Genomic DNA, 12679 nt, shown 5'->3' with positions numbered 1-12679 from the left:
CCGCGTAGCGGAGGGCGATACCGCCCCTTGGAAGGGAGACGCTTTCTTCGCCGACCGACAGTGAAGGGCCATCGGCCCCCGGCTAGCGCCGGTACTCAAGGGAGGGGTGTGCTCTAGGATTCAAAAAGACAGCCTCTGGTGTTTTTGGCTTTGTGAACTGTCTTTTTGAATCCGGTATAAAATGAATGAGGCTGCCCGGCCAAATACTGGCCGGGCGAGGAAAGCGCCTGAAGGGTAAATAATCCAACGGCGGCTGGTGGGCTACTGCGCTCGTTGTTCGGAGAAATAACTGCGATCTCGAGCAGCCTGGCTTTCTCGAGCAACAGGTGCATAAAGCCAGCTTTTTGCAGGATTTAATGAAAGAAGAAACACAACATAGCCCGCTCTTTGATGAGGCTGCCTGGATGGTGCGGCCACTGTGCTGTCCAGGACGAAGGATTCATAATCCCGGATGGCTAGATTTTATGAAGAGCGTCCTGACGAGAAATCTGAAACTTTGTGTACCCCGCACCAGGCGGTATCAGATAGCCAGTCCCCAATCACCAACCCATTCATGACCTCGCTTCAGGGTGCCAATCGGCGCACTGAAGATCGCGAAAGTAAGCGATGGTACGGGCCAGTCCCTCACGTACCGGCACCCGGGGCTCCCAGCCCAGCAGCGCTTTGGCGCGGCTGATATCGGGGCGGCGCTGACGGGGGTCGTCCTGGGGGAGTGGTTTGTGCTCGAGGGGCATCCTGGAACCTACCAGCTCCTGGATGAGCTCGGCTAACTGGAGCATGGTGTATTCCTCGGGGTTGCCCAGGTTCACCGGCTGATGATACTCCACCTCCATCAGGCGGCGGATGCCCTCGATCAGGTCGTCCACGTACTGGAAGCTGCGGGTCTGGCTGCCGTCGCCGTAGATGGTGAGGGGCAGGCCGCGCAGGGCCTGGCTGATGAAGTTGGTGACTACCCGACCGTCTTCGGCGTCCATACGTGGGCCGTAGGTATTGAAGATCCGAATGATGCGGGTCGAGACCCCTTTGGCCTGCTGGTAGGCCACCGTAAGGGTCTCGGCGTAGCGCTTGCCTTCGTCGTAGATGGAGCGCGGCCCTACCGGGTTCACGTTGCCCCAGTAGGTCTCGGGCTGGGGGTGTACCAGGGGGTCGCCGTAGACCTCGGAGGTGGAGGCCAGGAAGAAGCGGGCACCCTTTTCTACGGCCAGGTCGAGCAGATGGCGGGTGCCCTCGCCGTTGACCAGCAGGGTCTGGATGGGCAGCTTCAAGTAACGCGGGGGCGAGGCAGGCGAGGCGAAGTGCATCACCCAATCCAGGGGCCCTGCTATCTGGAGGGGCTTGGAAGCATCGGCCTGGACAAAGTGAAATTGGGCATGCTGGGAGAGTAACTCAATATTGCGCGGCTGGCCGCTGCTAAAATCATCCACCCCAATCACTTGGTGACCCTCGAGCAGCAGCCGCTCTGAGAGGTGACTCCCCAGAAAACCCGCTGCGCCAGTAATGAGAATTCGCATTTTTACCCTTTCTTGCAAAGCCAGATTATGACTTTTTTCTTTTACTCAACCCCGCGTATGAATCGCATATCGCAGTTGGGCAGGAATTTTCTTTGTGCTTCTAACTTCGGCTCCCGGCCATTCTGCAAGTGATCTACAAACCCGGCCCACCCCTAACCTTCCGCCGTGACCAGCTGCGGGTTGGTGCCTGTGCCCACCCCCACATGCTGAAAACCGGCTTTTTCCAGACGCCGCTTGTCGAGGAAGTTGCGCCCGTCCACCACCAGGGGCTTTTTCATGAGCCTGGCCATGCCCTCCCAGTCGAGGTCGCGGTAGACGGCCCAGTCGGTAACCAGCACCACTGCATCGGCATCCTCGGCCAAGTCCATCACGTTCTGGCAATACTCCACGGCCAGGTCGGGGTTTTGCTCCCTGGCCTGCTCGAGGGCGATGGGATCGTGGACACGCACCTTGACCCCCTGCTTTATGAGACGCTGGGCGATATCCAGGGCCGGGGAATCGCGCAGGTCGTCGGTATTGGGCTTGAAGGCCAGGCCCAGCAGGCCAATGGTACGGCCCTTGAGGATCTTGAGTTCGCGCTGAAGTTTTTCCACGATGCGCTCGCGCTGACGGTAGTTCACCTCGCGGGCTGCCTGTACGATGGGCATCGAGAGGCCGTACTCCTTGGCGGTTGAGACCAGCGCAGCGGTGTCTTTGCCGAAGCAGCTACCGCCCCAGCCGATTCCGGCCTGGAGAAATCGGGGCCCAATGCGACTATCCAGACCGATGCCACGAGCAATCTGGGTCACATCGGCACCTACCCGCTCGGCCAGGGCCGCAATCTCGTTGATGAAGCTGATCTTGACCGATAAGAAGGCGTTGGCAGCGTACTTGATCAGTTCGGCAGAGGCCAGGTCGGCGGAGATTAGCGGCACCGCTTTCATGGCATTGGGACGGGGCTGGAAAGCGGGCTCGGGAAAGCTTTGCTCAATCAGGGGACGGTAAAGGTTGTAGAGGGTCTCGAGGGCTTCCTCCCGCTCGGCGCCCACCACGATGCGGTCGGGGTAGAGCGAGTCGTAGATGGCTGAGCCTTCGCGCAGGAACTCGGGGTTAGAAGCCACCGCAAAGTTGCCCTTGGCCTTCTTGCCGTTCTTGGCCTCGTAGGCGCTTTGCACCAGCGACTCCACCCAGTTGCCCGAGCCAATGGGTACGGTGGATTTGTTCACGATCACTGTGAACTTGCTATTCAGGTGCTGACCGATGCCCTCGGCAGCCGCCTGCACATAGCGCAGATCGGGGCTGCCATCGGGGGCCGAGGGGGTGCCCACCGCAACAAAGATCACGTCGGCATCCGGTACGGCTTCGGCGTAGGCGTCGGTGAATTTCAGGCGCTCGCGGGATAGGTGCATGAGTTCCTCGAGGCCCGGCTCGTAGATGTGCGCCTTGCCTGAGCGCAAAAGGGCCAGCTTCTTGAGATCCACATCCACACAGGTTACCTGATGGCCAATGTAAGCCAGCGTGACCCCAGTGGTAATGCCTACGTATCCAGTACCGATGACGGCGACTTTCATAGCTTTCATGCTCTACCCCTCTAGTTGTAATCCATACAGTTGTGGCATGGAATATTGCAAAGCTGTTATTTAGTGTACAAGGGTCTCTGCCAGACCCAACCGCCAACCATCACAGCACAGATAGAGAAACTGCCTCATAGGCGTCAGCTTTACGCCGCAGCGTTACGGTAGAGTGAATGTGGGGGACAAAGTTCACGCTTTTCAGCTTATATATGGCTTTCCAGCCGCTTGACATCGTCTTCGCCCAGGTACTCGCCGGTTTGTACCTCAATCAAGACCAGATCCAGCAGTCCGGGGTTGATGAGTTGATGGGCAACCCCGGCCAGGGCACTGACCGATTCGCCCTGCCTTAGCATCTGTGCTCTGCCGTCCAGCCAGACCTGGGCCGTACCTCGCAACACCGTCCAGTGTTCGCTGCGGTGGTGGTGCAGGTGGTTGGAGAGGGCCTGGCCTGGCTTGACCACCACCCGCCGTATTTTGAACCCACTCGTTTCTTCCAGCGTCAGGTAGCTTCCCCAGGGCCGCCGGATGGTGCGGTGGCGGCGTACGGTGTCGTGCTTGGAGTGGGTGAGTTGTTCCACCACCTTCTTTACGTCCTGCACTTTATCGCGCCGGGCCACCAGCAGGGCATCGCGAGTATCCACGATCACCAGATCGCTGGCACCGATTACCGCTACCACACGGTCTTCAGTCTGGACAAAAGTATTGGTGGTCTCGAGCAAAACCGCCTCGCCAAACACCCGGTTGCCCGCTGCATCCGGCGGCACCATCAAAGCGGCAGCGTCCCAGGAGCCCAGATCACTCCAGCCCAGATCGGCGGGCACTACTGCTACCTGCGCGGCTTTTTCCATGACCGCATAGTCCACCGACTCACTGGGAACCTGTTTGAAGAGGTTTGCATCTAGATAGGTCACTTCCCCCTTCTCGCTGCCCTGCCAGCAGTCCAGCGCTGCTTTGTACATATCGGGCTGGAGGTGCTCCAGGGCTTGCAGATAGGTGGTCGCCTTGAAGCAGAAAATGCCTGCGTTCCAGAAGAAGCGCCCGGTTTGCAGATAAGCCTCGGCAGTCTGCTGGTCGGGCTTTTCCACGAAGCGGGCAACCCGATATGCGCCATCTTGTAGGGGTAGACCCTGCTCGATGTAGCCAAAATTGGTGGCCGGGTAGGTAGGCTGAATGCCAAATGTCACTAGATAGCCCTCTTGGGCAATGGCCTGGGCCTGAGTTACCGCCTGGGCAAAGGCCTCTTCTCGCAAAATGAGGTGGTCGGCCGAGAGCACCAGCATGACCTCATCGGGGTTGTGCTCGGCAACCCACAAAGCGGCCATGGCAATGGCGGGAGCGGTGTTGCGGCGCAAGGGCTCGACCACAAACGAGGTCTGCACTTCGGGCATGCCCAGGGCCTCGTACTCGCTGGCAGTGCTGTAGTAATACTCCAGGCCCGTAACAGTGAGCACCCGCTGGGCTCCAACCCGTGCAGCCCGCAAGAAAGCCTTTTGCAACAGGCTTTGCCCGTCGGGTAGTTTCATGAAGGGTTTGGGGTACTGTTCCCTCGAGACCGGCCACAGGCGTGTACCGGCCCCACCCGAAAGAATGACTGCCACCATGCTTCACCTCAAATGCCGTGGGGTCAGCAGACACCGCACTAAAGCATACTGTACGGGCCAGCACGGCAGAGCCGGGGTTATTTGATAGCCCACTGGGCTCGTCCTTTGAGCTTATAGCCTTGCGCTTGAGGCCTTTAGCCTTTGGGTATCAAACCCTGGTTCCTTCGCTTCCCCAGCTCGAGTACGCGTAGAAGCGGCCCCGCTCGCCCTGCAGGTAGTCCATCAGGGGCTCCAGGAGGGGGCGGTGTTCATCCAGCTTGACGGCTACCTCCTCGGCGGTGAAGAAGCGGGCCTCCACGATGTGCCCATCGGGGTCTTTGGGGTTGAGCAGGCCCTCGTAATCGGCGCGAAAGGCCATGGCGATGGTGCGTTCGCTCTTGCGAGCATCCTCTACCTGGATTACATACGCCAGGTGTTGAATGCCCCTGATCCGGAGGCCTGTTTCTTCCTGCACCTCTCGTGCGATGGCAGCCGGGATGGTCTCCCCAGCCTCGACCATGCCGCCTGGCAGGGTATAGCGCACCCTGCCCCGGCGGCTCCAGTCGTTGGCGACCAGCAAAACCCGTCCCTGCTTGTCCAGCAGGATAGCCGCGGCTACCAACAGGTCACGTCGCAACCCATGCATACAGACCGCCTTTCACGTCCTAGGCGGACTTGGGTGCGCTGGAGAGGGCCTCGAGCTGGCGTTCCTGGTCGGCTTTGCGCAGGGCTTCGTGCAGCCTGGAGAGGTCGCCCGAGAGTACGCCTTCCAGGTCGTGGGTGGTAAAGCCGATGCGGTGGTCGGTTACGCGCGACTGGGGGAAGTTGTAGGTGCGGATTTTTTCCGAGCGCTCGCCCGCGCCAATCTGGGCCAGGCGGTCTTCGCGGCGGCGGGCGGCCTCCTCGGCCCGCTTAATCTCCAGGAGCCTCGAGCGCAGGATGGAGAGGGCTTTTTCCTTGTTTTTGATCTGGCTGCGCGACTCCATGCAAGAGACAATTATGCCGGTAGGCTTGTGCAAGACCTGCACCGCCGAGTCGGTGGTGTTGACCCCCTGCCCGCCCGGCCCCGAGGCTCTCGAGACGGTAATATCCAGGTCGGCGGGGTCGAGCTGTACGTCTACTTCCTCGGCCTCGGGCATCACCGCTACGGTCGCGGTGGAGGTGTGGATGCGGCCCTGGGTCTCGGTGGCGGGCACCCGCTGAACCCGGTGTACCCCGGCCTCGTACTTCAAGTAGCCATAAGCCCCCGGCCCCGTCACCTCGAAGGAGACTTTGGAGACCCCCCCTAAGTCGGTGAGCGAGGTGTCCAGGAGTTCGACCTTATAGCCGCCCCGCCGGGCATACTCCATAATCATGTCGCGCAGCTCGGCAGCAAACAGCGCGGCCTCCTCGCCCCCGGTGCCGGCCCGAATTTCCACAATGACGTTTTTCTCATCGATAGGGTCCTTGGGAAGCAGCAAGAGCTCGAGCTCGGCCTCGAGGTCCCGCACCCTGGGTTCCAGGGCCTCGATGTCGGCCTGGGCCATCTCGCCCAACTCGGGGTCGAACTGCAGTTCACGGGCCTCCTCGAGGTGGGCCAGGGTTTCTTTGTAGGCGCGAATGGTTTCAACCAGATGCCCCATCTCGGCATAGCGCTTGCTGATACGCTGATACTCCGATGGGTTGGTGAGTACTGCCGGGTCGGCCAGTTGCTGCTCGAGCGTCTGGTACTCGGCTTCTAAGGATGCAAGTTTCTCTAGCATAAACGGTCACTGCCTACCAGGATAACGCGGATGCCACCTGTCCGATAGGTGATGCCTTACCGAGACACCTTGGAATCAGAACTCTCGGGCCACTGGAAAGCCGTCAGTAAACAGCCTTTAGCATTTAGCTTTCAGCTTCCTCTTTGGGTTTTAGTCGAATGGGGCTTTGTTTGCTGGGGTCGCGGCCTACTTTGTCGGCGTAAAAAGCCTTGATTTGCTCAAAGTCGGCCTCAATGTTGCCGCTGGGGGTGAAGTACCCCCCGATGCCCACCTCTTTACGGCTATAGTCAATGTAGGCCAGTGCAATGGGCACTTTGGCCTCCAGGGCCATGTAGTAAAACCCGCTTTTCCAGTACGGCGCGCGGCTGCGGGTGCCCTCGGCGGCCACCACCACCCAGAGGTTGTCGTGCTGGTCGAAGATGCGGGCTACCTGCTTCACAAAATCACCACCGGCTCTGGAGCGGTCTACCGGGATGCCCCCCAGCCAGCGCATCACCACCCCCAACACCGGGGGAAAAAGCTGTTTTTTGCCCACCCAGCGAAAGCGCGTACCCGAGGCCATACCCCACAAGAGCGCATACAAAAAGTCCCAGTTGGAGGTGTGAGGGTAGCCTACCAGCACGAACTTCTTTCCGGGAGGCGGAGCCATTACCGCCGTCCAGCCCAGCATTCGCAAGGCCCAAACCCCAAAACGCTGCCAGGGCGTCTGGGGGCGAATCGCATACGGATGTGCCATTTACTACTGGTATACCACAGCGGGCGAGGGTATCCTGTGGTATGAACGATGACCTGCGGGTTTTTTATGGTTGGGTGCGGCGTTCCCGCGAAATCCTCTTTGGCTACTGCACCTCGCTGCCGCCGGAAATCTATACCCAGGAGCGCCCCGATTTTGCCTTTGGCAGCATGCGCAACCTGCACGCCCACGTGGCCGACTGCTACTTGTGGTGGGTGGGCACGGTGGGCCTGGGCAAGCCTCAGGCTCCAATCCAGGGGTCGGAGGTGCCCGATGTGGCAGCCATGAGAAAGGTCTTTGCGCAAGCCGATGCGGTGGTCGAAGAGGCCCTGCAAACATTTAACCAGCTCGACCAGATATACGAGTGGACGCATCCACGCAAGGGCTGGAAGGCCAAGGTGAGCCAGCGCTGGCTGCTGCTGCATCCCATCACCCACGAGTTCCATCACAAGGGCCAGATTACCGCTCTGGGGCGGGTGCTGGGGCATCCGGCAGTGCTTTCGCCAGGGATGGACACCGATCTGGTTAATCCCGAGTTTTGACCAGCGCCTCCAGCATTCCCTGCGCCTCGCGCAGCCTGGCCTGTACCTCTTGCACCTGCTGCTCGAGGCTTCCGGGTGGGGGAAGCCGGGTTTCTTGCAGGCTTTTTCGCATCTCGTCCATGCTGTTGACCACAATGCCCACCAGCAAATTCAAAAACACCAGCGTACCCAGCAACACAAACGAGACCATGTACACCACGGCCAGCAGGGGCTGGGCTTTGGGCTGGGTACACAAAGCGGGGTCGGGCAGCTCGAAGCGGTCGCAGCCGAAATACTGGATGCGGAGGATATCCACCCAGCCCTCCAGTGTCAGGATACTAAACAGGGTGAGCAGGGCGGTGTGCAGATTGCCGAAGTGGAAGGGGTCGCCCTGGCCGAATAAAAACACCCCGGCCACCGCATAGATGTAGAGCAGCAGCAGCATCAAGACCAGCACCCAGCCAATGGAGGGGATGCTTTTGAGCAGGGCACCCAAAATAATCTGAAGGTCGGGCAGGGTGCGGATGAGCCGCAGCACACGCAAGAGCCGCAGCAGGCGGGCCGCTACCGCATACGTTCCCAGCCCCGGCAGCAGGCTAAAGGCCACAATGGCGAAATCGAACACGTTCCAGCCACTCTGAAAATAGCGCAAGGGCCGGGGCCAGAGGGCCGCCATGCGCAGGAGCACCTCGAGAGCAAACAGGGCCAGCACCAGGTTGTTGAGTAGGTGGAGGGTAGGGCCAAAGCGCTCCATCAGGGCGGGATAGGTCTCGAGGCCCACCAGCACCGCCGCAAATAGGATGATGACGGTTACCAAGCGGTTGAACGGTGCCGATTCCACCAGGCGGGAGAGGGTATTGGATACAGAGCGGCTCACACCTGAAGAGTATAGGCTGTCCAGTCAGATGAACTGCGTGTAACTCCGTCGGTTACTGTATCTTAGCTCTGCTACTACCTGATGGATTGCGAAAAATCCAGAGCAGAAGACCAGGAATGAGGCGACCTGCGCCTTTGGCCGAGGATGGCCTACGAACTGGTTTGCCTGCCAAAAGCTCTTCATCCCTGGTAGATCACCTCGGTCTTCCACCGGCCGGGCGGCTGGGCGTGCAGCTCCCAGAACTTTTCGGCAATCAGGTCGGGGTCGAAGGGGGTGTTGCGCCTCACCTGGCCTGCAATGGTCACGGTGGCTACGTGGATGCCTTCGTGGTAGAGCTCCTTGCTGAGCGCACCCACCAGGGCGCGTAGCGAGGCTTTGCCAATGGAGAGCGCAGCCAAGTCGGGCGCGGGGTTCAGGGCCAGGCCGCCCCCGGTAAAGAGGAGGGTGCCTTTGCGGCGCGAGAGCATACCGGGGATCACCAGTTGGGCCGCCACCAGCGCCCCGTACAGGTTGACCTTGAGGGTGTCCTCGAGGGCTTCCACGCTGAGCTCCGAAGCCCGGCTGCCCGCCGAGGCATAGGCGTTGTAAACCAAGACCTCGATGGGGCCAAGCTGCTTTTCGCTTTCCCTTACCGCTGAAATCAGTTGCGGCGTGCGGGTGATGTCGGTGGGAAAGGTTTTGACCGTGCAGCCATCGAGCTCGAGGGCTCCCGCATAGTTCTCCAGGTTGGTTTCGCTACGGGCAATCAGACCCAGCCGATACCCCTCCCGGCCAAAGCGACGAGCCACGCTCAGCCCGATGCCCCGCCCCATGCCCACCACCAGACAGACCTTGGGTTTCATACAACAAGCGCATGGTAACATCAAGGATGCTGTTTGTGGATTCAGGTAACGCTGCCTGGAGCCGTCCTTGAACCGAATGCGAGTGGAACTATGTATCGAGTGGTGATTGTGGGTCGCCCCAATGTGGGCAAGTCGAGCCTGTTCAACAAACTATTGGGTTTACGGGCCGCGCCCGAGAAGTACGCCAAGGCCGGAAGCCAGTTTGCCGTGGTGGCCGACGTGCCGGGGGTTACCCGCGACCTTAAAGAGGGCGTGGTGGAGAGCGAGCAGGGCCGCTTCAAGCTGGTGGATACCGGGGGCTTGTGGTCGGGGGATGTGTGGGAGAAGAAAATCAAGCAAAAAGTGGAACGGGCCATTCAGGATGCCGACCTGGTGCTGTTTGCCGTGGATGGGCGCAGCGATATTGCGACCGCCGACCTCGAGGTCGCCGACTTTTTGCGCCGCCAGGGCAGACCGGTGCTGCTGGTAGCCACCAAGATAGACGACCCCAAGCACCAGGCCTACCTGGGCGACTTTTATGCCCTGGGCTTTGGCGAAGCGGTTCCTACCAGTGCAGCCCACAGCCGGGGGTTTGACGAACTGCTGGAGCGCATCTGGGCCATGTTGCCGGTTCGCCAGGGCGAGAGTGAGCCCGAGGTGGTGCCTATCCGCCTGGCCATTGTGGGCCGCCCCAACGCGGGCAAGTCCAGCCTGCTGAACGCCATTCTGGGCGAGGAGCGGGTGATTGTTTCGGAAATCCCCGGCACCACCCGCGACACCATCGACGTGGAGTTCGACTACGGGGGCAGCCGGTTCTTGCTGGTAGATACCGCCGGCATCCGCAAGCGCCCCGAGACCGGGGTCGAAGAACAGGCCATTGGACGCGCCCACCAGGCCATTCTGGATGCCGACGTAGTGTTGCTGGTGGTAGACCCCAGGGAACTCGGCGACCACGAGCTCAAGCTGGCCAACGAGGCCTTGGACGCCGGCAAACCGGTAATCGTGACCATTACCAAGTGGGACCTGATTGAGAGCAAAGAGGAGGCCAAGCGGGTGCGGGCTGACCTGGCCCTCAAACTCTCCCACATCCAGCACCTGCCCATTCTGTACGTTTCGTCTGTTACCAAGCAAAACCTGCACAAGCTGCTCTCGGAAGCGGCCCGGCTCTACGAGCTGGCTCGAGCGCGTTTCGAGACTGCCGAACTCAACCGCTGGCTCTCGGTCTGGAGCACCCAGACCATGCTTCCCAACTTCAAGGGCAAGCCCCTCAAGCTCTTTTTCCTCACCCAGCCCGAAGTAGCTCCCCCGACCTTTGTCTTTTTTTGCAACCACCCCGAGTTCGTGACGCGGGCTTTCGAGGGCTTCTTGCGCAACCGCATCGGCGAAGACCTGGGCTTGCGCGAAATTCCCTTCCGGATGGTTTTTAGGGGCCGCAGGGAGTCGAAGGGTGGGGGAGACGCTTCGTAAGGGTGTAAGGGTCTGGAGCCGCTGGCCAGAGATATGTGGACGGGCATCACCTGTACACCACCCTAAACCGCTCACACACCAGCGGCATATCCAGCATGGGCTTTTTGCCGATTCGGGCCAGGGTTCGATCAAAAAAACGCCAGTGTCCCTCGCGCCAGGACTGAAGCGTCAAGTCCCCCTCGCCTTCGTCATGGGCAAACTGGGCATCCACTTCTTGATAAGCCCGGATGCTCACTTCGGTGGTTTCCAGCACCGCCAGCGGTTCGCCCACGCTGCTCAGCAGAATGGTCTTGAGGCCCACCTGGGGGATGGGTTCGCCCTCGGCCTCCCACTCCCACAGCGCCGAGCAGGTCGCGGTCTTTTTACCCGAGATGATCAAGGCCGCTAACTCGTCCGCTAACTGCGGGTTATCGCCCCAGGACTCGGCCCGGTAAGTGGTGGGCCGCCGGCCTTCGGGCAGGGTGGCTAGGTAGGCTTGCCAGAACTGCTCGATGCGCTCGTCCATTCTTCCTCCAGAATTGCAAACACCACATCATCGGCCCACGCGCCCTTGAACCACAAGCTCTTGCGGAAGTGGGCCTCCTGGCGCATTCCCAGGCGGGTCAAGAGCCGGATGGAGGGTAGGTTGCGCGGGTCGGTAATACCGTAGATGCGGTGTACGCCTTTGTATTTGAAGGCGTAGTCTAACAGGGCTCGAACGGCTTCGGTGGCCAAACCTTGCCCTTGAAACTGAGGGTCGAAGGTATAGCCGATTTCGGCCTGCTTCCCTGCTTGGTCTAGCTTGAAATAGAGGTCGCCAATGAGCTTGCCCGTTGCGCGGTGTTCCACCCCAAACTGGAAGGAGTCGCCGGGGGTAAAGGGTTCAACCCCCTCCATGCCCTCGATCAGCTTACGGCCTTTTTCGACGTCGTAGCTGTCCCAGAGTTGCATCCAAGCCACCTCGGGCAGGCTGCGGTAAGCCACCAACGCCTCGAGGTCGTTCATATTCAAGCGCCGAATGATCAGGCGCTCGGTAGGGATGGATTCAAACCTGGTCATGGTTATCCTTTTGTATGAGCGAGCGAATTTCCCTGGCGATGGCCGCATTAACCTCAAAATGTTGCTCCAGAAACTCAAGTATCGCCAGGGACGACTCGGGGGTGCGCTCATAGCCTTGCGCGAAATGGGGCAAAAGTTTCGACACGCCCGGAAAACGTCGCTCAAAGCGTCGTTCGGTGCCAAACGAATCCCTGAAGTAGGGGGTTTCTGCCTCGACCCACTCGGCCAAATCCAGCACCCGATCCAGGGCGTAGTGTTGTACAAACCTCGAGCCCGACAATTTCTCCCCCCGCCTGTAGCGCTTGAGCCCAATGAGCAGATTGGTGAGGGCTTCGCCTACCTGCCACCCTACATTAGACTTGGGGCTGGAAGAATTTTTGAGCACAGGAACCGCGATGGAATCTTCGATATGGGGCCGCTTCCACACGATGCGGCCTTTCGAGAAAGGAATGTGCTCGAGTTCAGGCAATTCCAATACCGCGAACTCGCAGAAGATGCCATCCTCAAACAGCAATTTGTAGCCATCCTCCGTGTTCTGAAAGGTATAAGCGACAGGAGCAACGTTACTGAGCCAGTCCAGGTTTTCGAGGTAGCGCTGCTTGTACCCATCCTCGACTATCGCAAAGAAGTCCAGGTCGGAGTGCTGGTCTATGCGTTCCAGCTCCAAACCCACCGAACCCAATCCAATCAGGGCTAAAGCGTGGCCCGAGCTCTCGAGCGAGCGCCCTATGGCCTCGAGGCACTCGAGCAAATGCTGCTTATCCACGCCTAAACCGTATTCCTTGGGGCGTGGAAGTGGAAGCATTGCGTCCGGTCTCGGTTCCATAGTGCAGCCA

The 12679-nt window shown here is 60.0% G+C and carries 14 protein-coding genes; 2 read left to right on the top strand and 12 right to left on the bottom strand.

The genetic code is table 11. The features are described 5' to 3' along the window. Positions 1 to 113: 113 nt before the first annotated feature. The 7 genes from Mhypo_RS17935 to Mhypo_RS11430 all read right to left on the bottom strand — a co-directional run bounded on the left by Mhypo_RS17935 (position 114) and on the right by Mhypo_RS11430 (position 7122). The gene (locus Mhypo_RS17935) at positions 114 to 332 is read right to left on the bottom strand and encodes a hypothetical protein (protein WP_147371352.1); all 219 of its coding nucleotides are present in this window, start codon (positions 330 to 332) and stop codon (positions 114 to 116) included. Between the two features lie 219 nt (positions 333 to 551). Next, positions 552 to 1511 carry a UDP-glucuronic acid decarboxylase family protein gene (locus Mhypo_RS11455; protein ID WP_119341426.1) on the bottom strand — a complete coding sequence of 320 codons (960 nt, stop codon included), beginning with the start codon at positions 1509 to 1511 and terminating at the stop codon, positions 552 to 554. A gap of 152 nt (positions 1512 to 1663) precedes the next feature. Next, complete coding sequence (locus tag Mhypo_RS11450) at positions 1664 to 3061, bottom strand: UDP-glucose dehydrogenase family protein (RefSeq protein WP_119341430.1); 1398 nt, start codon at positions 3059 to 3061, stop codon at positions 1664 to 1666. A 206-nt stretch (positions 3062 to 3267) separates the two neighbouring features. Beyond that, positions 3268 to 4665 (bottom strand): mannose-1-phosphate guanylyltransferase/mannose-6-phosphate isomerase, encoded by a 1398-nt coding sequence (locus tag Mhypo_RS11445; RefSeq protein WP_119341425.1) that lies wholly within the window; start codon positions 4663 to 4665, stop codon positions 3268 to 3270. Positions 4666 to 4813: 148 nt separating this feature from the next. Next, complete coding sequence (locus tag Mhypo_RS11440) at positions 4814 to 5281, bottom strand: NUDIX hydrolase (protein ID WP_119341429.1); 468 nt, start codon at positions 5279 to 5281, stop codon at positions 4814 to 4816. A 28-nt stretch (positions 5282 to 5309) separates the two neighbouring features. Next, entirely contained in the window at positions 5310 to 6386 is a 1077-nt protein-coding gene (gene prfA, locus Mhypo_RS11435; protein WP_119341424.1) for a peptide chain release factor 1, read from the bottom strand. Between the two features lie 124 nt (positions 6387 to 6510). After that, on the bottom strand, positions 6511 to 7122 hold the full coding sequence (locus Mhypo_RS11430) for a lysophospholipid acyltransferase family protein (RefSeq protein WP_119341423.1): 612 nt from the start codon (positions 7120 to 7122) through the stop codon (positions 6511 to 6513). Positions 7123 to 7163: 41 nt separating this feature from the next. Here Mhypo_RS11430 and Mhypo_RS11425 point away from each other — a divergent pair, with 41 nt between their 5' ends. Next, a complete protein-coding gene (locus Mhypo_RS11425) occupies positions 7164 to 7661 on the top strand; it encodes a DinB family protein (protein WP_119341422.1) in 498 nt (165 codons plus the stop codon). On the opposite strand, the gene Mhypo_RS11420 is transcribed toward Mhypo_RS11425, so the two are convergent. Further along, positions 7645 to 8517, bottom strand: coding sequence for an ion transporter (locus tag Mhypo_RS11420; RefSeq protein WP_240637229.1), 873 nt, complete (start codon positions 8515 to 8517; stop codon positions 7645 to 7647). The two genes, Mhypo_RS11425 and Mhypo_RS11420, sit on opposite strands and share 17 nt — an antisense overlap. Before the next feature lie 179 nt (positions 8518 to 8696). Continuing rightward, on the bottom strand, positions 8697 to 9359 hold the full coding sequence (locus tag Mhypo_RS11415; protein ID WP_119341421.1) for an SDR family NAD(P)-dependent oxidoreductase: 663 nt from the start codon (positions 9357 to 9359) through the stop codon (positions 8697 to 8699). 90 nt (positions 9360 to 9449) lie between these two features. Between Mhypo_RS11415 and der the strand changes: the two genes are divergently transcribed. Next, positions 9450 to 10805 carry a ribosome biogenesis GTPase Der gene (gene der / locus Mhypo_RS11410; protein WP_119341420.1) on the top strand — a complete coding sequence of 452 codons (1356 nt, stop codon included), beginning with the start codon at positions 9450 to 9452 and terminating at the stop codon, positions 10803 to 10805. A 46-nt stretch (positions 10806 to 10851) separates the two neighbouring features. Here the strand turns inward: der and Mhypo_RS11405 are convergent, their stop codons facing one another. From Mhypo_RS11405 to Mhypo_RS11395, 3 genes are read right to left on the bottom strand one after another with little or no spacing between them, the layout of a single operon-like run. Beyond that, positions 10852 to 11310 carry an ASCH domain-containing protein gene (locus tag Mhypo_RS11405; protein ID WP_119341419.1) on the bottom strand — a complete coding sequence of 153 codons (459 nt, stop codon included), beginning with the start codon at positions 11308 to 11310 and terminating at the stop codon, positions 10852 to 10854. Next, positions 11271 to 11843, bottom strand: a complete 573-nt coding sequence (locus Mhypo_RS11400) for a GNAT family N-acetyltransferase (RefSeq protein WP_170148277.1) — start codon at positions 11841 to 11843, stop codon at positions 11271 to 11273. Before Mhypo_RS11400 ends, Mhypo_RS11405 begins: the two co-directional genes overlap by 40 nt. Further along, positions 11830 to 12669, bottom strand: a complete 840-nt coding sequence (locus tag Mhypo_RS11395) for a hypothetical protein (RefSeq protein ID WP_240637228.1) — start codon at positions 12667 to 12669, stop codon at positions 11830 to 11832. The genes Mhypo_RS11400 and Mhypo_RS11395 overlap by 14 nt, the downstream gene beginning before the upstream one ends. Between the last annotated feature and the right edge of the window lie 10 nt (positions 12670 to 12679).

The sequence above is a fragment of the Meiothermus hypogaeus genome, assembly GCF_003574035.1.
GTDB classification, from domain to species: Bacteria; Deinococcota; Deinococci; order Deinococcales; family Thermaceae; genus Meiothermus; species Meiothermus hypogaeus.
Note: the sequence above shows the minus strand (reverse complement) of the source record. Positions and strands in the feature narration are given on the sequence as shown.

Excerpts from the sequence above, each read along its gene's own strand:
- Mhypo_RS17935 (WP_147371352.1), bottom strand. The coding sequence starts at position 332 with ATGCACCTGTTGCTCGAGAAAGCCAGGCTGCTCGAGATCGCAGTTATT.
- Mhypo_RS11455 (WP_119341426.1), bottom strand. The coding sequence starts at position 1,511 with ATGCGAATTCTCATTACTGGCGCAGCGGGTTTTCTGGGGAGTCACCTC.
- Mhypo_RS11450 (WP_119341430.1), bottom strand. The coding sequence starts at position 3,061 with ATGAAAGTCGCCGTCATCGGTACTGGATACGTAGGCATTACCACTGGG.
- Mhypo_RS11445 (WP_119341425.1), bottom strand. The coding sequence starts at position 4,665 with ATGGTGGCAGTCATTCTTTCGGGTGGGGCCGGTACACGCCTGTGGCCG.
- prfA (WP_119341424.1), bottom strand. The coding sequence starts at position 6,386 with ATGCTAGAGAAACTTGCATCCTTAGAAGCCGAGTACCAGACGCTCGAG.
- Mhypo_RS11430 (WP_119341423.1), bottom strand. The coding sequence starts at position 7,122 with ATGGCACATCCGTATGCGATTCGCCCCCAGACGCCCTGGCAGCGTTTT.
- Mhypo_RS11425 (WP_119341422.1), top strand. The coding sequence starts at position 7,164 with ATGAACGATGACCTGCGGGTTTTTTATGGTTGGGTGCGGCGTTCCCGC.
- Mhypo_RS11415 (WP_119341421.1), bottom strand. The coding sequence starts at position 9,359 with ATGAAACCCAAGGTCTGTCTGGTGGTGGGCATGGGGCGGGGCATCGGG.
- der (WP_119341420.1), top strand. The coding sequence starts at position 9,450 with ATGTATCGAGTGGTGATTGTGGGTCGCCCCAATGTGGGCAAGTCGAGC.
- Mhypo_RS11405 (WP_119341419.1), bottom strand. The coding sequence starts at position 11,310 with ATGGACGAGCGCATCGAGCAGTTCTGGCAAGCCTACCTAGCCACCCTG.
- Mhypo_RS11400 (WP_170148277.1), bottom strand. The coding sequence starts at position 11,843 with ATGACCAGGTTTGAATCCATCCCTACCGAGCGCCTGATCATTCGGCGC.
- Mhypo_RS11395 (WP_240637228.1), bottom strand. The coding sequence starts at position 12,669 with ATGGAACCGAGACCGGACGCAATGCTTCCACTTCCACGCCCCAAGGAA.